The organism is Mucilaginibacter sp. Bleaf8, from assembly GCF_018390515.1.
Lineage (GTDB): Bacteria > Bacteroidota > Bacteroidia > Sphingobacteriales > Sphingobacteriaceae > Mucilaginibacter.
On record NZ_JAHBBK010000001.1, the window covers coordinates 348,061 to 366,451 of the forward strand.

Annotated in this window: 14 protein-coding genes; 5 read left to right on the forward strand and 9 right to left on the reverse strand. The window is 41.8% G+C overall.

What is annotated here, in order from left to right; all coding sequences use genetic code 11:
* Positions 1-26 precede the first annotated feature (26 nt).
* The 9 genes from KHS38_RS01430 to spt form a co-directional block, all read right to left on the reverse strand.
* A complete protein-coding gene (locus tag KHS38_RS01430) occupies positions 27-758 on the reverse strand; it encodes a hypothetical protein (protein ID WP_213486327.1) in 732 nt (243 codons plus the stop codon).
* Between the two features lie 105 nt (positions 759-863).
* Positions 864-1,802, reverse strand: coding sequence for a phosphatase PAP2 family protein (locus KHS38_RS01435; protein ID WP_213486329.1), 939 nt, complete (start codon positions 1,800-1,802; stop codon positions 864-866).
* A gap of 3 nt (positions 1,803-1,805) precedes the next feature.
* Positions 1,806-2,429: a sterol desaturase family protein gene (locus tag KHS38_RS01440; RefSeq protein ID WP_213486331.1), complete on the reverse strand. Its 624-nt coding sequence runs from the start codon at positions 2,427-2,429 to the stop codon at positions 1,806-1,808.
* A 6-nt stretch (positions 2,430-2,435) separates the two neighbouring features.
* Positions 2,436-3,026 (reverse strand): DUF4833 domain-containing protein, encoded by a 591-nt coding sequence (locus KHS38_RS01445; RefSeq protein WP_213486333.1) that lies wholly within the window; start codon positions 3,024-3,026, stop codon positions 2,436-2,438.
* Positions 3,026-3,766: a CDP-alcohol phosphatidyltransferase family protein gene (locus tag KHS38_RS01450; protein WP_249665243.1), complete on the reverse strand. Its 741-nt coding sequence runs from the start codon at positions 3,764-3,766 to the stop codon at positions 3,026-3,028. Before KHS38_RS01450 ends, KHS38_RS01445 begins: the two co-directional genes overlap by 1 nt.
* Positions 3,767-3,788: 22 nt before the next feature.
* Positions 3,789-6,341, reverse strand: coding sequence for a DUF5686 and carboxypeptidase-like regulatory domain-containing protein (locus KHS38_RS01455; protein WP_249665244.1), 2,553 nt, complete (start codon positions 6,339-6,341; stop codon positions 3,789-3,791).
* Positions 6,342-6,621: 280 nt separating this feature from the next.
* A complete protein-coding gene (locus KHS38_RS01460) occupies positions 6,622-7,947 on the reverse strand; it encodes an inositol-3-phosphate synthase (RefSeq protein WP_249665245.1) in 1,326 nt (441 codons plus the stop codon).
* A 206-nt stretch (positions 7,948-8,153) separates the two neighbouring features.
* Positions 8,154-9,275 carry a GNAT family N-acetyltransferase gene (locus KHS38_RS01465; protein WP_213486335.1) on the reverse strand — a complete coding sequence of 374 codons (1,122 nt, stop codon included), beginning with the start codon at positions 9,273-9,275 and terminating at the stop codon, positions 8,154-8,156.
* Positions 9,272-10,477: a serine palmitoyltransferase gene (gene spt / locus KHS38_RS01470; RefSeq protein WP_213486337.1), complete on the reverse strand. Its 1,206-nt coding sequence runs from the start codon at positions 10,475-10,477 to the stop codon at positions 9,272-9,274. The genes KHS38_RS01465 and spt overlap by 4 nt, the downstream gene beginning before the upstream one ends.
* Positions 10,478-10,803: 326 nt before the next feature.
* On the opposite strand from spt, the gene KHS38_RS01475 reads away from it, so the two are divergent.
* The 5 genes from KHS38_RS01475 (at position 10,804) to KHS38_RS01495 (ending at position 18,370) form a co-directional block, all read left to right on the forward strand.
* The gene (locus tag KHS38_RS01475; RefSeq protein ID WP_213486338.1) at positions 10,804-12,255 is read left to right on the forward strand and encodes a TolC family protein; all 1,452 of its coding nucleotides are present in this window, start codon (positions 10,804-10,806) and stop codon (positions 12,253-12,255) included.
* Positions 12,256-12,271: 16 nt separating this feature from the next.
* Entirely contained in the window at positions 12,272-13,480 is a 1,209-nt protein-coding gene (locus KHS38_RS01480) for an efflux RND transporter periplasmic adaptor subunit (protein ID WP_213486340.1), read from the forward strand.
* Between the two features lie 41 nt (positions 13,481-13,521).
* Positions 13,522-16,701, forward strand: a complete 3,180-nt coding sequence (locus tag KHS38_RS01485; protein ID WP_213486342.1) for an efflux RND transporter permease subunit — start codon at positions 13,522-13,524, stop codon at positions 16,699-16,701.
* A 353-nt stretch (positions 16,702-17,054) separates the two neighbouring features.
* Positions 17,055-17,642: a hypothetical protein gene (locus KHS38_RS01490; RefSeq protein WP_213486344.1), complete on the forward strand. Its 588-nt coding sequence runs from the start codon at positions 17,055-17,057 to the stop codon at positions 17,640-17,642.
* Positions 17,643-17,836: 194 nt separating this feature from the next.
* On the forward strand, positions 17,837-18,370 hold the full coding sequence (locus tag KHS38_RS01495; RefSeq protein ID WP_213486346.1) for a hypothetical protein: 534 nt from the start codon (positions 17,837-17,839) through the stop codon (positions 18,368-18,370).
* The last annotated feature ends 21 nt before the right edge of the window (positions 18,371-18,391 follow it).

Here is an 18,391-nt window from a genome sequence, read left to right on the forward strand (position 1 = left end):
TTTTCTGTTTAATATATCTATTATTATTAAAGAGATACGATAGCAGGTTCAGCAGTAATTTGGGTGTTGCTTACTGAATAGAATTTCTTTTTGCTAGTTGGAGACTTACTTTTCTTAACTGCTGGCTTAGCTAAGGTAACAGTTGGATAGGCGCTGGCCTTAAGTAAGTTATTGTTAATAAATATATTCTCATCATCGGCTACCTTAGTAGATGCATATAATCGTGTAAAAGCTGGTTTTATTTTGGTGTCCTGCTCTAACAAATTGTTTAATACGGTTAAACGCAAGGCTTCTTTCAAATCCTTTTTAGCCAGATTATAATCTTTTATATCCATTTTAATGCCTGCCAAATCAACCAAAGTAGAAATGATGTATTTGGTATCCTTCTGCTGGCGAGCCAGGTAATTGGCTTGTAAAACAAACCATTTTGCTTGTGCGAATTTGTTTTGTGAACGGTATGCCTTAGCTAAGTCGCTATAGCTGTTTCTTAAACCTGTAGTATCTGATATTTTAGAATATAAGTGCAGCGCCAGCATTGTGTAGTTAATGGCGTTCTCTGAATAAATGCGCTTGGTGTACCGGTTAGGGGCGCTATCAAAATTCATGTAGCAACCGGCAAGCCTGGTATAAATATCAGCTTTGGCCGAATCGATAGTAGTAACCTGCAGCTTTTGTTTCAGGCTGTCAATTGAATCAGCATAGGCGAAATTTAAAAAGCTGATAGCGAATAATATATAAAGTGTAGCTGTTTTTTTCATATACAAAGCTGTACTTAATATGTACTTCTCTGTTAAAACAAATAGCGTGCCGTTTACTTAAAGTAATTCTTTAAGTATCAAAGTCGGGCAAAAATGATTAATTATTTAGCGGATGATAGCTTCGTATCGGAGCAATGCTTCGCGTAAAAAGCGCCACTTGGTACTTAGGTAGTTGAATAACAGAATACCTATAGCAGCGCAGGTAATGCCGGCCATTACATCCATCACATAATGATGGCTGGTATAAACCGCAGCAAACCAAATTCCCACCATCACAATAGCGAAAAACGCATTAATTAAACCAAGGCGGTTTTTGATGCCGTAGTAAAATACAATAAGCGGGTAACTGGAATGAAGCGAGGGCATAGCCGCAAATACATTTGAGCCTTTAGCGTAAATAGACTTAAACACAGTTACCCCAAAAAATGCATCAAAGCGAGCTAAGCCTGCAGTATTGCCCGGGGTATGCGCATGAAAGGTAAAGCCATTAAAATGTACATACCATGGCGGTGCTGCCGGATAGGTATAGTACACCACAAACCCTAACAGATTGACCAGCACAAACGTAAGCGAGAAACGCAAAAACTGATTACGGTTGGTAAAAAATAAATAAGCAGCAAAGGCTAATGGAACAGGTATCCAGCATAGATAAAAGATACCGGTCAGTACATCCAAAAAGGACAGGTGATGTATCCACCAGTACTCATTAGGCGTCAATAAGAGATTACCGCTCTTAATGCCGAACAGGTGCTTTTCGGTGTTATAAAGGTCTGCAATATGTACCGGATTATAATTGTAATTTGGAAATGCCTTCATGTAATCGAAGATGATCCAGTATACAATGAATATGGAAAACCCCAGTATAAACTTACGGGTGATGCCTGAGGAGAAATAAAGAGAACAGAATATGCCTACCAGTACCAGTTGATCTGATTTGTAGCCCACCAAAAAGTACGAAACAATCAGGTATGCAACAGAAACCAGAACAACCGTTAGTGCAGATTTTAAAGTAACTGGCGTGCCTTTACTGAGGGCGATGCTCATTGGTTACTTCTTATTTAGAAAATCGGAATTGAATACTTTATCCCAGATAGGAGAGCTTACACCATAACCCTTGGAAGGATCGGAGTAGTGATGCAACATATGGTGCTGTTTAATTCTTTTCCATAAACCTCCTTTAAAATTAAAGTGGTGAATGGCATAATGCGTCATATCATACACCAGGTAACCCAACAAAAAGCCAGGGAAGAAGGCGTAGATATAAGTGGCCGGTAATACCGCATTAAAAGCAATATATAAAATCAAAGCCATTGGTATGCTGGCCGATGGCGGCATAACCAGGCGCTTTGCATCACTTGGGTAATCATGATGTACACCATGAAAAATGAAGTGTATGCGCAATGCCCATTCCGCTTTGGGCACAAAGTGAAATACATAGCGATGCAGTATGTATTCAGCAAAAGTCCAAAAAAGTAAACCAGCTGCAAACATACCGGCAACACCAGCGATAGTCAAAGTACTTTTGGCAACAGCGAGATAAACCAGGTAACTGATTATCGGCACATATACAAATAAAGGAACAGTAAAATGGACTTTAGACAGGGCCTCCAAAAGATCACTCTTAAACATCCTTACGGATTCTTTGGAGTTTGAAACATAATTCTTTTTCATCACTAATCAGGGTTTGAAACGTTCAACAACTTCTTTATTTGTTGTCGGGTCAGTTCCTTTTATTTCCACAAAACGTACATTGGGAACCCAGAACGATCCTCCTTCAATTCTAACAAAAATACGGTTAATTATTATTTGCTTCTGTGAAATTGTTGCGAAGATATGATATTTTCCGTCGTTACCCTTCATCAAGGTAAGCGGTAATTTTTTGTATGACACAAATCTGATATCATACCGGCCATTACCCAGGCTTTTTGACGTTAAACCGTAGGCAAACTTGCGCTGAATAAAACCTAACTCTTCATGTTTGCCGTTCTCAGTGTACCTGATCCAGTAGGGATGTATCGGTTCATCTTCATCAGGCAGGCCGTTGTTATCCAGTTTTAATTCGTATACTATGGTATTTGCGTTAGGTGTGCGTTGCACGTAAAATAACCTGCTTACATTAGCAGGCAACGCCGGATAAGGGTTACCTGGTAACTGGTAGAAGTTTTTAACCGTATCAGCAGGCGCATTGGCATTCACCGTATTTGCTGCTGACGCATTAAAGCTTAAAGTAAGTAAAAGTGCTAAGCCAGCTAAGGGCATCAATTTCATTAGTTGGAATTATTTTTTGTTTCAGATGCAGAAAGAGATTTTTTTGCATCCATGAGGCGATTAAAAGCTGTGATATTGGTTAATACGGCCAGTATGGTAATTGGTACTGTAAAAAGCGACATGGTTTCAAACACATGAAACGGAATACCGGGAATGTACAGCTTGTAATTTCCACCGATATAATTAGACGAAATGCCACACAGCAACGCACATAGGCCAATGGTAACTACGCGTTCCGGGCGCTGCATCAAACCACCTTTACATTCAACTCCCAAGCCTTCGGCACGGGCGCGCACATAGCTTACCATCATGGAACCGATTAAAGCTATAAATGCAAAAATTGAGCTTAAAAAGTAGTGTTGCGCAACCAGGTAATAACAGATGCCTAAAAACATGATGAGCTCGCTATAGCGATCCAATACGGAATCATACAGAGCGCCGAATACCGATTTCATGTTACCTAAGCGGGCCACCTGTCCATCAAGCATGTCGAACAAGCCAGCAAACAAAATTAAACCGCCAGCCCAGGCCACAGATGAAAGGTCGCCGCGTTGCTTGTCTTCGGCTCCAAAAATGAAAATGATTGCAACACCAACGTTCAGCATAAAGCCAATAGAGGTAACTGCATTGGGTGTAAGCCCGATTTTGATCAACAGTTTTACAAACGGGTCGATCACTTTATAAATTCCTAACTGCAAACTGGTGCGTAAAGATGTAGTTTGCTGCGCCATTTTTTCCATGTGTTTAAGGGTACAAAAGTAATTAAAAAACAAAACTTACCCGAGTGCGGACACCCCATTCTGCAACATTCGGGTGGTCCAGATAATTAAAGCGTCTTACGAGGTCGACCCGTAGTACTTTAAAAATATTTTCGATACCTACACTACCTTCCACATAAGGCTTGTTACCTAATGCGTAGGTGATAGGATCTCCATTCAACTCTTTCGGAAAGTCATATAACGAAGGGTGTAAATCGGGATTATTTTCATCACGGATACCACCCCAAAGTGCTTTTACAGATAACGTTTCACGCCATTTCAGTTTCTTGAATAACGGAATACGATTAAAGAAATAACCGTTAAAGTGCTGGTCTACATTAATGCTTGCATAGTGATCGCTCACAAACTCCAGGAAGTTCATCAGATTGTATGACAACAAATCGTAAGCATAGGTTTGGTTAGCACGATGAATAGTTAGCAGTGGATAGGGGACGCTGCCAAAAATGTTTCCACCTTCGGCTGTGATGTCCACAAAGCCCAATTGCTTTAAAGTGGTGTGCTTATAGACATTAAGCATCAGGTTCTGATAGCTATTCTCGCCACCTAAAACATTTTTTAAGCCGGCTGTATAGTTCAAAGTAATAACCGGGTACTTGGTATAAAACTGTACACGGTATATCTTACCCTGATAAAACTCTTCATGCGGAGCATAACGCAGTTGTACGGTAGCTTGCGTGGTCGTCAGATTGTCGATTACGTTCGGTGCGTTATTAACCTGATTAATAAAATATAATGAACCGGCAGGCGATTGTGTCCACTTTCTGAAACCTAAGGTGTAAGAGAAATGGCTGGGAAACTCGTGCACATAATCAATCCTGTAAAAGTCATTATACAGGTATTTATCATTATTGCCACGCTTAAAGGAAAGCAGGAAATTGTCTTCGCGTACAAACTGCAGTTCCTGACCAGGAATCCGGGTATCGCGCTGGAAACTCGCTCGAATATATTCTTGCGGAAAACGATATATCTGTTTGTCTTTTAAAGAATAAGTGCCGCTGAAAAACATCTTCCATTTCTCGTCCTTAAATCCGTAAGCGCCGTAAGTTTCAAACATCAAACGCTTACTGAACTGTGGCGTCGTGCGTCCACCTAAACGCAACCTGAAACCTTCAATAGGGTTGAAGCTATAAAAGGTGTTAGCCGGTCCCAATTCAATCGGTCCGAAGCCTTTGTAGCCAGCTAACAATAAAGACGCAATATCAATTGTGCGCTTGAATGATTTCATGCGCGACAAACTATCCACGTTAGCGTAAACCTTTGATTGTGCCTGGTTAAGTGTATCCAGGCGGTTTTCCTGCCAGAACTTTTCACTGCGGTGCTTTACCTCTTCCGATGCAATGGCCAGTTCGCCCTCATAAGTAGTGTCAGGACGGGGCTGATTTACCTTATAACTTTTAAAGGTAACTGTGCGCTGCCCAAATACACCGCCTTTTTTATTTTTTGAGATCCCAAAATCGGCAAGGGTATTATTACGGCTTAGATGAAATCGCCCGTCTGGATTTTGCTCAAACTCCAGGTTAATATTTAATTCTTTAACCCAGTTTAAATTGATCTTACGATTCAGGGTCAGATCGGCCTTTTGTACGGCATAGTTTCCGTCCAGCGTAATAAATATGCTGCCCTCGTACAACATATCGTATACGTTGCGGGGGGTGAAGCTAAGTTCGACGAGCTTTGTGTTGTTAAAAACTATCGTGTCTGTAATAAAGAATTTATAAACGTTAGGGGCATTATCGGAGATGGGACTCAAAAATTCGTTGGTGAATAATACGGCACTATTAGCGTAAATATCAACATCGGCATATAAGTGCTTAAAGTAAACACCAATGCCTTCGCTGTCGACAAATGATCCGAAGTTTACGCCCTTTTCGCCTAATACCGTCGTTTTTTTCTTCTCAGGACTTTTGCGATAATAAACCTGCGAAAGTTTTTCATTTAAATAAATCGGTAACAGATTCTTGCCCGGAACGGTGGTCGTGTCGCGGTTATCTAACAGGAATTTATATTTCCTGAAAAATTTCTTGTCTGCAATGGTAGCTGAAACATTCATGAGCGACAAGGCCATGCGCTCATACTGCCTGTATTCTACAAAATTATAGCTTTCCGGACGGTTCTTTTCCTTATTGGCTATTACTTTACGAATAAGTTCAACAGCCGGGTTATCCTTATTCGTGTATCTCTTTTTTTTGGATGAGCGTACCAGAACATCGCTAAGCTGCCTGTTATCGGGTGCAAGGCGAATGGTTACTTCTTGTTCTACACCCGGCTTTACCGTTATTGTAGCAGCCTTATAGCCAACAAAGCTGGCTTGTACCTGCGTATAAGGTTTATCGCCACGTAGGGTAAAACGTCCGTTTGCATCAGTACTGATACCAATTGAACTTCCCGGAAACCCCACAGATACATAGGGCAGCGGTTGCCTGTTTGATGCATCAGTAACGGTGCCGCTAACAATTGTGTTTTGGGCCGATGCCAAAGTGGCATACAGCATAACCAGTATCAGGGCAAGGATGGTTCTAATAGGATTGAAGTACATAATGTTATAAGGCCGGTAACAAATGTTAACTAAGCAATTTAATGTATTTGTTAATATTTTGCACTTTATGCTGTAAATATTGCAATGTAAGACAAATATGTCTGTAAAATGTTACACTTTAACCTGCTATTTACCATCACCTCAAAATTAAGAAAAAAGCCTTAGGAGATATATCTTTCTAAAGTCAAAACCGCTGCCAATCAACGGCTTTTCAAATACAAGTCATAAAAAAAGGCCGTCAAAGATTAACGGCCTTTCTCTTTTGATATTATAAATGGGCTTACAGCACATCTACTAAGTCCTGGTAGTAATCCAGTCCTAAGTGAGTGATTAAATCTTCACCCATCATGTGGCGTAATGTGTTTTGCAGTTTCATCAATTGCTTGAATATATCGTGCTCCGGACGCAGACCTTGTGCTGTTTGAGGCGATTTCAGGTAGAATGATAACCATTCTTGAATACCGCTCATTCCGGCACGTTTAGCCAGGTCGCTAAACAAAGCCAAATCCAAAGCAACCGGTGCAGCTAAGATTGAGTCGCGGCACAGGAAGTTGATTTTGATTTGCATAGGGTAACCTAACCAGCCGAAGATATCAATGTTATCCCAGCTCTCTTTGTTATCACCATGAGGAGGGTAGTAGTTGATACGAACTTTGTGGTAAAGCTCACCGTACAATTCAGGGCTGATTTCCGGTTGGAAGATTTCTTCCAGTACGCTTAATTTAGATACTTCTTTAGTTTTAAAGTTATCCGGATCATCCAATACATAACCATCACGGTTACCTAAAATGTTGGTTGAGAACCATCCCTTAACACCCAGAGCGCGAGCTGCTAAACCAGGTGCAACGATTGTTTTCATTAAAGTTTGGCCTGTTTTAAAGTCTTTACCGGCAATTGGGGTTTCAGTCAGTTTTGACAGCTCAACCATTGCTGGAATATCAACGGTTAAGTTTGGAGCACCGTTAACAAAAGGAACGCCTAATTTTAAAGCAGCATAAGCATAAAGCATGCTTGGCGCAATGCGTTTATCATCAGCTTCTAAGGCAGCCTCAAATGCAGCAAGTGTTTGGTGAATGTCTGACTCCTCGAAGTAAACTTCGGTAGAACCACACCATAATACAACAACACGATCCAAGCCATTTGCTTCCTGGAAGTTTTTGATGTCTTCCATCAACTCATTAGCCATTTCTAAACGTGTACCTGCTTTAACGTGGGTGCCGTCCAAATTTTTAGCGTAATCTTTATCAAAAGCAGCTTTCATCGGCACAATGCCTTCCAGCTCAGCTTTTACAGAGTTTAATAAGCCTGGTTCCAAAACTTTGGCAGTCATGGCAGCTTCGTAAACGTTATCAGAGTACACATCCCATCCGCCAAAAACGATATCGTTTAATTGAGCCAGAGGAACAAAGTCTTTAATTTTAGGGTAGCGGTTTTCGGTTCTTTTACCTAAACGAATGTTACCCATTTGTGTAAGGGCGCCAATAGGTTGTGATAAGCCTTTGTTAACGGCTTCAACACCAGCAATAAGAGTAGTGGCTACAGCACCTAATCCAGGAATCAGGATACCCAGCTTACCATTAGCAGGTTTAACGTTATTTTCCATCATTCTTTTGTTTTCAAATTATAATAGACAGCGTGACTGTTTATTTTTTTTAATGTTGATTTTATCTGTATTTTATAACAGACTTATAATTTGCTTGCGCCAAAGTTACACCAATAAGTGAATATTATATATGACTTTTATCATTTGTTAATCATTTGATTAAATTTTGACAAAAGTGTCAAATTGGTGAATAACTTAGCTTTGAAGGTTTATATTTCCTTCTCGTAAATACGATAGGTTTTGTAAGGATCGCCTCCAATGGCTTCTATAGCTTTATTCACCATGTCGTTATGCTCAAGGGTCCAGGAAGCTTCTGCATAATCATAATCCTTGCGGCGATATTCCTTTATAATTGTACCATATAAACATGCCTCGATACCAAGCTTACGGTAACCTTCAATTACGCCTAATAACATAATACGAATGCCTCTTACCTTCTTTTTGTTGAACAGTAATTTGAAGATACCGGTAGGGAAGAGTCTTCCCTTTTTTATGGTGCGTAAAATTTGGTTGATATCGGGAATTGCAACCCCAAAGCCAACTATCTTGCCATCTTGTTCAGCAACATAAGCGAAGTCGGGATCCAATATCAGCTTTAAGTCTTTAGCAACGTAGTCGAACTCATTATCCGTCATTGGGAAAAAGCCCATGTTTTTATCCCAGGCATGGTTATATACCTCGCGCAGCTTATTAGCCTCTTCTTTAAAATTTTTAAGGTTTATTTTACGGATAACTATATTGCTGTTACGTTGCAGGCGATCCTTCAACTTATCAAGCAGTTGCAATGATTTGTCATTATAGTTCTGACCTTTCCAGCTCCAGGCAAGCAAATCAACCTGTTTATGTAAACCGTAGTTTTCAAACAGTGATATATAATACTCCGGATTATAGGGCATCATCACAACCGGCGGGCTATCAAAACCTTTAACTAATAAGCCACAGGTTTCGTTAGTTGATGGGTTAGTAGGCCCAACGAGTTTATTGGCGCCTTTCTCTTTCAGCCACTTTACAGCACTGTCAAAAAGCAAGTTTGCAACTTTCTGATCATTCACACAGTCAAAAAAACCAAAAAAGCCATCATTGGCTTGGTTAAATTTATTGTGGTTATTGTTTAGGATAGCTGCTATACGGCCAACGATCTTGTTATTATCGTTATAAGCTAAAAAGCACTGTAAAGAAGAATGCTCAAAAAACGGATGCTTACTTAGCAAATCTTTTTGAGCAATGTGCAGTTCTGGTACGTAATTGGAATCGCCGTTGTGTAAATCGTGCGGAAAGTCTATAAAGGCGGCAAGCTCCTTTTTGGAACTTACCGCAACTATTTTGATCATATTTTTTCTTTAACGGTGCTTACACCTACTTCTTTGAATACTCTCGATATTTTGTCCACAGCTTCATCAATCTGCGCGAAAGTATGCGTGGCCATGAGAGAGAAACGTAACAGTGACGAATCTGAAGGAACAGCCGGTGATACAACAGGATTTACGAATACGCCATTATCCTGAAGTAATTTAGTTACCATAAAGGTTTTATCGTTATCACGGATGTAGATCGGCAGGATAGGGCTTTCGGTTGGTCCTAAATCAAATCCTTCGTCAGTTAAAAGCTTCATGGCATAATTGGTATTATCCCAAAGCTTTTCAATGCGTTCAGGCTCAGATTCAATGATATCTAAAGCTGCAATAACACTTGCAACAGATCCCGGTGGCATACTAGCACTAAACATTAATGAACGTGCGCGGTGTTTCAGGTAATCGATAGTTTCGGCATCTGCAGCAATAAAACCACCTAAAGAAGCGAACGACTTACTGAAGGTACCCATAATCAAGTCAACATCTTCTGTCATGTTGAAGTGAGAAGCAGTACCGCCGCCTTTATAGCCAATTACACCTAAACTGTGTGCATCATCAACCATAATATTAGCGCCATATTGCTCAGCCAGTACAGCAACTTCAGGTAACTTTACGATGTCACCTTCCATGCTGAATATACCATCAACAGCAATCACTTTTGCAGCTTCTTCGGGCAGCAGGCTCAGTTTGCGTTCCAAATCCTGCATATCATTGTGCGCATACTTAATTACACGTGAAAAAGACAGGCGGCTACCGTCAATGATAGAAGCATGGTCATATTCGTCAAGTATCAGGTAGTCGTTACGGCCGGTGATGCATGATAAAACACCTAAGTTAACCTGAAAGCCGGTGCTGAATAAAACAGCGGCCTCTTTACCTACATAAGCAGCCAGGCGATTTTCAAGTTCGATATGGATGTCCAGTGTCCCGTTCAAGAATCTTGAACCTGCACACCCTGTACCATATTTATCAATTGCTTTTTTTGAAGCTTCTTTAATTGTAGGATGGTTAGTTAAACCCAAATAGGAATTGGAGCCAAACATCAATACCCGTTGGCCGTCAATAATTACTTCAGTATCCTGTGCTGATTCAATGGGCCTGAAAAAAGGGTAAACCCCTTTGTCTCTGGCCGCCTTTGCATCGGTGAACTGAGCAATTTTATCATGTAATTTTTTACGCATGTATTAACCCTGCTTAAATTTTTTGTAAAAATACTATCAATAGCTTAATAACTTATACTTGATATGTAAAATTTTTAAATATTGTCGATTAACCCAATATTATCTATCCGGCAAATTAATCAAAAATTTTTATTATTCGCTATCATCAAATTCTAATTTTTTTAAACAAAATGCTTCTTAGGTGTGTTAGTGCCAACTTTGTGTAAAAATCTTATTCGTTTTATACCTGTCTGCCCAATTGTTCCCATATTGCGCAACATCTAATTTTCTAATAAAAAACTAATGTCGTATAACGGCGTTTTGTTAGCGCGAGCACACACTGCAATATGAAAAAACACTATGTTCTTATAATTATCTCATTATTTAGTTTTCCATTAATCGGTTTGAGCCAAAATAGCCGCGATAGTTTAACACAACTGCTAACGTTGCGGCAATGTGTTGAATTTGCGCTGAGAAATCAGCCCGCTGTAAGACAGGCTACCATAGATGAGGACATTAACGAACGAGATATTCGCATTAGCTTATCGGCATGGTTGCCGCAAATCAATTCTACTGCAAGTTACCAGCGCTATCTGCAACGTACCACCTCAGTCGCAGGCGGAACAGGTACCGGAAATAACGGTGCCGGAACAGGAAATAACACTGGAGCAGGCAGCGGAACAGGCGCAGGAAACAATCCGGGTAATGGTGCAGGTACTAACCCCGGTACTATACCGAGCACAGGTTCACAACAATCGGTACTGGCATTAGCAAACAATGTTTCTTCCATTGGTGCACAGGCTTCACAGGTTATTTATAATAATGATGTAAATCTGGCATCAAGGGCGTCCAAATATTCCCGACAGTATTATAAGCAGAATACGCTGAGTACCCAGATCGATGTAGTATCTGACGTAAGCAAGGCCTTTTTTGATGTATTATTGTCACAACGCCAGCTGGAAATCATCAACGAAGACATCAGTCGTTTACAGCGCAACCAAAAGGATGCCTTATCGAGGTACCAAGCTGGGGTAGTTGATAAGACCGATTACAGGCAAGCCACCATTGCTCTTAATAACTCGTTGGCAAGCCGCAAACAATTGCAGGAAGCAGTAAACAGCCGGATATCTTACTTGAAACAGGTAATGGGCTATTTTCCGCAAAGGCCGTTACAGCTTTCTTACGATTCTACCCGCTATGAAACAGAGGCGGTAATTGACACCAACCAAGCTTTGGATGTAAATAACCGTATTGAATACCGATTGCTTGAAACCCAAAAATCGTTACAGAATTTAAACGTTACCTATTATAAATACGGTTTCCTGCCATCGCTTTCGGCCGTGGGTTCATACAATATGTTGTATTTTAACGAGAAGTTTTCGAACCTATACAGAGATGCGTTTCCAACATCATTTGTAGGTCTCAGTTTAAATATTCCCATTTTCCAGGGAACGCGGCGTTTACAAAACCTGAGCAAGGCGAGGCTGCAGGTGAAAAGAGCCGATTTGGATCTGATCAATACCCGTAACGCCATTAATACAGAATACACACAGGCCTTAGCCAGTTATAAGAGTAATTATACCAACTGGCAGTTTCTGAAACAGAATGTTGAACTGGCCAAGGATGTATATAATGTAGTAAGCCTGCAATACAGAGAGGGAATAAAAACATACTTGGACTTAATTGTAGCACAAACCGACCTGCGAACAGCGCAACTGAATTACTACAATGCATTGTTCCAGCTTTTATCCAGCAAAATAGATTTACAAAGATCATTAGGCACCTTACCGGTAAGGTAACAAACACACTTAAACCATGAAAAAACGATACATATTTTCGGCAGTTCCATTAATGGCCTTATTATGGACGGCCTGCAAAAATAAGGATAATCAAAATGCTGCGGCAGCAGCGGCACAGGCTGCAACACCGGTTAATATTGCCGAAGCACATACCGAGGCTGCAACCTATTATGATAAATATCAGGCAACAGTTGTTGCCTTGAACAGCGTAGAGCTGCGCCCGCAGGTTTCGGGCTATATTACCGGCATCTTCTTTAAAGAGGGCGAAGTAGTGCAAAAGGGTAAACCGCTTTATGAAATTGATCGCCGCAAATACCTGGCTTCATACGAACAGGCTCGCGCTAATTTAGTTAGTGCGCAGGCTAACCTGGTAAGAGCCCAAAAAGATGCCGACCGCTACAGCTTTTTGCTAAAGCAAGACGCTGTTGCCCGTCAAACTTACGATCAGGCGGTGGCTACACTGGCCACTAACCAGAGTCAGGTTTCGGTTGCACGGGCAGCGATCTTATCTGCACAAACGGATTTGTCTTATTCGATTATCAAGGCACCATTTACGGGGCGTATAGGTATATCTCAGGTTCGTTTAGGCGCGCAGGTATCACCGGGCACAACTTTGCTTAACACTATATCTACAGAAAACCCGATTGCGGTTGATGTAGTGATCAACGAGCAGGATATGGACCGCTTTTACCGTTTACAACGTAAATATACGGACACTACTTTCCGTCTGCAGATCAACGGCAGTACCGACTATCCCTATAAAGGAAAAGTTTTTGCGATTGACCGGGGCGTAAACAACCAAACCGGTACAGTTAAGGTTCGTATCCAGTTCCCTAACCCTAAAGATGAATTACGTGACGGTATGAGCGGTGTATTAAATGTACTGAATGCCGAGTCGGGCAGCCGTGTGCAAATTCCATACAAAGCGGTTACCGAGCAAATGGGTGAGTACTTTGTATTTGTCGCGCAGGACACGATTGCCAGGCAACGTAAAATAAACTTAGGTCCGCGCATCGGTGCCAATATCGTTGTGGTAAACGGATTGGAATCGGGCGAGAAAGTAATTACCGAAGGTTTTCAACGCCTGCGCGACGGCGGTAAAATTACACTGGGCCCGCCTGCTCAGCAAGGTGCAGCCGGTAAGCCAGCTGCAAACGGACAGCAGGCAACAAGTTCAGCCGGTCAGCCCGCCGAAAAGCCGACACAAGGTCAGCAAGGCAAATAAAAGATCAGGCACAGATTATATTATAGTATAATAAAGCAGTAATGATTGCAGATGTATTTATAAAAAGGCCGGTAACCGCTATCGTCGTATCCATTGTGATTGTGGTGGTGGGGATACTTGCCATACAAAGTTTAGCGATAGGGCAATACCCCGATATTACACCACCTACCGTACAGGTAACCGGTAACTACACCGGTGCCGATGCCTTAACCGTTGAGCAAACGGTAGCCACACCGGTTGAGGTGCAGGTAAACGGTACACCAGGCATGACCTACCTGCAAAGTAACAGTACCGGCAACGGCCAAATGAGCATGACGGTTAACTTTGAAGTGGGTACCGATATCAATATTGCCGCACTCGATGTACAGAACCGGGTAAGTATAGCCCAGCCAACTTTACCGCAGGAGGTACAGCGTTTGGGCTTAACTGTTCGTAAACGCAACCCCAGTATTTTGATGCTGGTGGCCATGTACTCGCCAAAGGGAACGCATGATGTTACGTTTGTAGATAACTATACCAACGTATTTATTCGCGATGCGTTATTGCGTACCAAAGGTGTGGGCGACGTATTTACCCGTGCCGACGATTTTAGTATGCGTATCTGGCTGAAGCCGGATAAACTGGCCTCATTAGGCATGACGGCAGCTGATGTAACCAGTGCACTGCAAGAACAAAACGTGCAGGTTGCTGCAGGTACCGTAGGTGCGCCGCCGCAAGTGAACGGACAAACTTTTGAGTATACCGTACTAACTAAAGGCCGTTTAGTAAAACCCGAAGAGTTTGAAAACATAATTGTGCGTACCCGCCCGCAAACCGGCGACGTTGTACATTTAAAAGATGTGGCCCGTGTGCAGTTAGGTAAGTTCAACTATTCGGGTAACTCCTTTGTAGATGGCAAGCGTGCATCATACCTGCTGATTTATCAGGCACCAAACAGTAACTCGCTTGAAACCGCAGAGGGTGTATATGCCACCATGGATCAGTTGAAGAAAACTTTCCCGGCAGATATTGATTATGTGGTTCCATTTGAGTCTGTAACCGTTGTAAAAGTATCGGTAGAGGAGGTAATCCATACACTGGTAGAAGCATTGCTATTGGTAGTAATTGTGGTATTCCTATTCTTACAGAGCTGGCGCGCTACGCTGATTCCAATTCTGGCTATTCCTGTTTCTATTATCGGTACCTTCATTTTCTTTATTCCATTAGGCTTTACCATCAACACCTTAACCCTGTTCGGATTTGTGTTGGCCATCGGTATTGTGGTGGATGATGCGATTGTGGTGGTAGAGGCGGTGCAGCATTATATGGAAGAGGAAGATATGTCGCCGCGGGAAGCAACCGAGCACGCCATGCGCGATATTTCCGCACCGGTAATTGCTATTGCATTAATCTTGGCCGCGGTGTTTGTGCCGGTTGGTTTTGTGCCGGGCATTGTAGGGCGCTTGTATCAGCAGTTTGCGATAACTATTGCTATCTCGGTATTGATTTCGGCTTTTGTGGCCTTGTCATTAACACCTGCATTATGTACGCTTATCTTGCGTCCGCATAAAATAGATGAGAAATCCACTAACTGGCTGGACCGGTTCTTTTATCACTTCAACAATTGGTTTGGCCGGGTAACGGGGCGTTACCGTAACGGAGTAGATAAGAGCATTAAGCACAGCAAGTTTGTAGTGCTTGCGTTAGTCCTCATCATAGTGGCCACCGTATTTATGTTCAAGAGCAAGCCATCCGGTTTCTTGCCTGTTGAGGATGAGGGTCGTATCTATGTTACTTATGATTTACCTGAAGGCTCGGCAACTGAACGAACAGTGCGGGTGTTAAACCAAATGATGCACACGTTGGATAGCGTTCCGGGTATTGGTCATTATGCGGCGTTGGGCGGTTTGAACGCAATTAACTTTGCCACAAAGTCAAATAGTGCTACCATATTTGTTCAGTTAAAGCCTTGGGATGAGCGTAAAGGCGAGGGGGAAGACGCAACATCTATCGTTGCTACATTACAAGCACGCTTAGCTAAATATAAGGAAGCTAACGTGGTAGTAATCCAACCACCGGCAATCCCGGGTTTGGGTAACACCGCAGGTTTCTCTTTCATTCTGGAAGAAAAGCAGGCTGGGGGTGATATCAAAAACTTTGAAAGTGTATTGCAAAATTTTGTAGGCGCAGTTAACCAACGACCTGAAATTGCCAGAGCATTTTCTTTCTTCACTGCCCGCACGCCAGCCTATCAACTGGTAGTAGATCGTGAAAAAGCCAAGCGACTGGGTGTACAGGTATCGGACATTAATAATGCACTGCAAACTTATCTGGGTAGTGCCTACATCAATGACTTTACCATTTACGGGCGTAATTTCCGCGTGGTAGCACAGGCAGATACAAACTATCGTACCAGCATTCAAAACCTGGGGCAGTACTTTGTACGTAACCAGGCAGGAGCGATGGTGCCATTGAGTACGCTAACCACGCACAAAATCATCGAGAATGCGCCTTTGATCTCGCACTACAACCTGTTCCGTTCGGCAGAGATAAACGGTAGTACCAAACCGGGCTTTAGTAGCGGTGATGCTATTACCGCCCTGCAAGAGGTAGCAGCTAAAACTTTGCCTGAAGGTTATGGATACGAATTCTCTGGTCTGAGTCGCGAGGAGATTTTGTCGGGTTCAAAAACCGTGTACATATTTGCCTTGTCTATCGGCTTCGTATTCTTGTTCCTGGCGGCTTTGTACGAGAGCTGGTCTGTACCATTCTCAGTATTACTCGCCGTGCCATTGGGTGCTTTCGGTGCGATATTATTCCTGATCTTCCTGCCAAAGCTGGCCAACAACGTGTACGCCCAGATTGGTTTGATCACGTTGATTGGTCTATCAGCCAAGAATGCGATTTTGATTGTGGAGTTTGCCAAGGAGCGGGTAGATAGCGGCTACGATCTGGAAGAGGCCACGCTCGAAGCCGTTAGGCTGCGTTTGCGACCAATCATCATGACATCGCTTGCATTTATATTAGGTGTATTGCCTTTAGTATTTGCATCAGGTGCAGGTGCGCAGGCTCGTCAAACTATCGGATGGACGGTGTTTGGCGGTATGTTGGCAGCAACATCACTTGCTATATTTATTGTGCCGGTGCTTTTTTACGGCATTACCAAGTTTGCTTATGGCAAGCAAAAGCTTGCCGAACTGCAAAAACAAAGGCAGGATAAAGACAAGCTTCCGGAAGTTTAAACAAAAAAGGCACCTGTTAGGTGCCTTTTTTGTTTACTTACCCTGACACTTTTGTATGCTGGTTGTTACATTGTCCATAATAACTGACATCGTTTTCATATGAGTTTGGCATACTGGCATAAGTGAGCTGTGTTAATAATATCTTAACATTAGGGGATAGTGAACAGCGTTTATAAGTACTGAAACTCAATAAAATAGTCAGTAATAACCTATAACTTCAGCTTATAACTGCCGAAAGTGCAATCATCATAGAAAAGTAATATGCCAATAGCAGGGGTGCCAATGGCAAAGTATTTGTTCAAGTGTCGGTGTTACTAAACAAATAAGTATTCACTAAAATCTTAAAAACGATTATGAAACACATTTCGAAAATTATAGCTGTAGCATCATTTGCCGTAGCAACTATGTTCGCTTCAAACGTTAAAGCACAATCTACAACTCCTCCAAATGCATGGAGGTTTGGTATCGGTATCGAAGGTGGTGTACCAACTGGTAACGCTCATGATATCTCTAATGCGATGTTGGGTGGTACTGCAAGATTACAATACGGTGTGGCTAATAATGTTGCATTAACCCTTACTTCTGGTTATTACAATATGTTTGGAAAAGACGCTGTGAAACTTCCAGGCGACAATAATGACTATAAATTCAAATCACTTGGCATGGTTCCTCTAAAAGCAGGTATCAAAGCTTATGCTGGTGGCGGATTTTATTTTTCAGCTGAAGTAGGTGCAGGCTTCGAAACTTCTGGCTTTGGCGATGTGAAAAACGATCCAATTCCAGAGGAGGCTTACAAGAAAAATACAAAGTTAATTTTAGCTCCGGGCTTAGGTTATTCATGGTCTAATGTTGATTTAGGCGTTCGTTATGAAAACTTCTCAGGACAAAGCAATAACTACGGTATGGTTGCTGCCCGTTTAGCTTACGGTTTTAAACTGTAATTTAATATAAATAAAACATAAAAAGGCCCTTTGCTATGCGAAGGGCCTTTTTATGTTTATAGAATATAATTATTTCTCAATAATATTTACAATTGTGAAATAAAAGTTAAATTTTATTGCCTTTTTTATATATTATTGCTTTAATCCAATCATATTTAATACATTAGCCTTATCAAATAATGCCTTGTCTATATATGAAAAAAGTTATTGCAAGCCTGGTAATTGTTATGGCTGTATTCGCTGCTACAAGCGTTAAAGCCCAATTCGGTCGTTCAACAGACAGATATGCAGAAACCGACTGGCATGCCAGTATTGGTTTGGAAGGTCAGTATCTTAACAAAAGCCCTTTTAACGGTGGTTTTGGACTGAGTGGTAAAGTACAGTATGATATTAATACGAATGTGTCTTTAACCGGCTCAATTGGATATCTTCGGCTTTTAAATAAGACCAGTGACGATCGTACGCCTGATGTGGGCTTAATTCCGATTAAAGGCGGAGCAAAAGCGTTCATTACCCCTCAGGTGTATGTAGGTGCCGAATTAGGTGGTGCATTTGCCAGCCCTGGTATTTTCAGAAACTACGCTACCAAAAAAGCTATTTTACTTTCACCAAGTATAGGTTATGAGATGGGCCATTTTGATGGTACCTTGCGCTATGAGTTGATGGCTTGGGGCGGGCAGTACCTGAATACTTTAGGCCTGCGTTTAGCTTACCAGTTTGATTTGTAGAGGAAGAGAATAAGAACTTTA

Bases quoted from the DNA above. Each gene is read 5' to 3' on its own strand.
- KHS38_RS01475 (WP_213486338.1), top strand. From the start codon at position 10,804: ATGAAAAAACACTATGTTCTTATAATTATCTCATTATTTAGTTTTCCA.
- KHS38_RS01465 (WP_213486335.1), bottom strand. From the start codon at position 9,275: ATGATCAAAATAGTTGCGGTAAGTTCCAAAAAGGAGCTTGCCGCCTTT.
- KHS38_RS01495 (WP_213486346.1), top strand. From the start codon at position 17,837: ATGAAAAAAGTTATTGCAAGCCTGGTAATTGTTATGGCTGTATTCGCT.
- KHS38_RS01450 (WP_249665243.1), bottom strand. From the start codon at position 3,766: ATGGAAAAAATGGCGCAGCAAACTACATCTTTACGCACCAGTTTGCAG.
- KHS38_RS01480 (WP_213486340.1), top strand. From the start codon at position 12,272: ATGAAAAAACGATACATATTTTCGGCAGTTCCATTAATGGCCTTATTA.
- KHS38_RS01460 (WP_249665245.1), bottom strand. From the start codon at position 7,947: ATGATGGAAAATAACGTTAAACCTGCTAATGGTAAGCTGGGTATCCTG.
- KHS38_RS01445 (WP_213486333.1), bottom strand. From the start codon at position 3,026: ATGAAATTGATGCCCTTAGCTGGCTTAGCACTTTTACTTACTTTAAGC.
- KHS38_RS01485 (WP_213486342.1), top strand. From the start codon at position 13,522: ATGATTGCAGATGTATTTATAAAAAGGCCGGTAACCGCTATCGTCGTA.
- KHS38_RS01430 (WP_213486327.1), bottom strand. From the start codon at position 758: ATGAAAAAAACAGCTACACTTTATATATTATTCGCTATCAGCTTTTTA.
- KHS38_RS01490 (WP_213486344.1), top strand. From the start codon at position 17,055: ATGAAACACATTTCGAAAATTATAGCTGTAGCATCATTTGCCGTAGCA.
- spt (WP_213486337.1), bottom strand. From the start codon at position 10,477: ATGCGTAAAAAATTACATGATAAAATTGCTCAGTTCACCGATGCAAAG.
- KHS38_RS01435 (WP_213486329.1), bottom strand. From the start codon at position 1,802: ATGAGCATCGCCCTCAGTAAAGGCACGCCAGTTACTTTAAAATCTGCA.
- KHS38_RS01455 (WP_249665244.1), bottom strand. From the start codon at position 6,341: ATGTACTTCAATCCTATTAGAACCATCCTTGCCCTGATACTGGTTATG.
- KHS38_RS01440 (WP_213486331.1), bottom strand. From the start codon at position 2,429: ATGAAAAAGAATTATGTTTCAAACTCCAAAGAATCCGTAAGGATGTTT.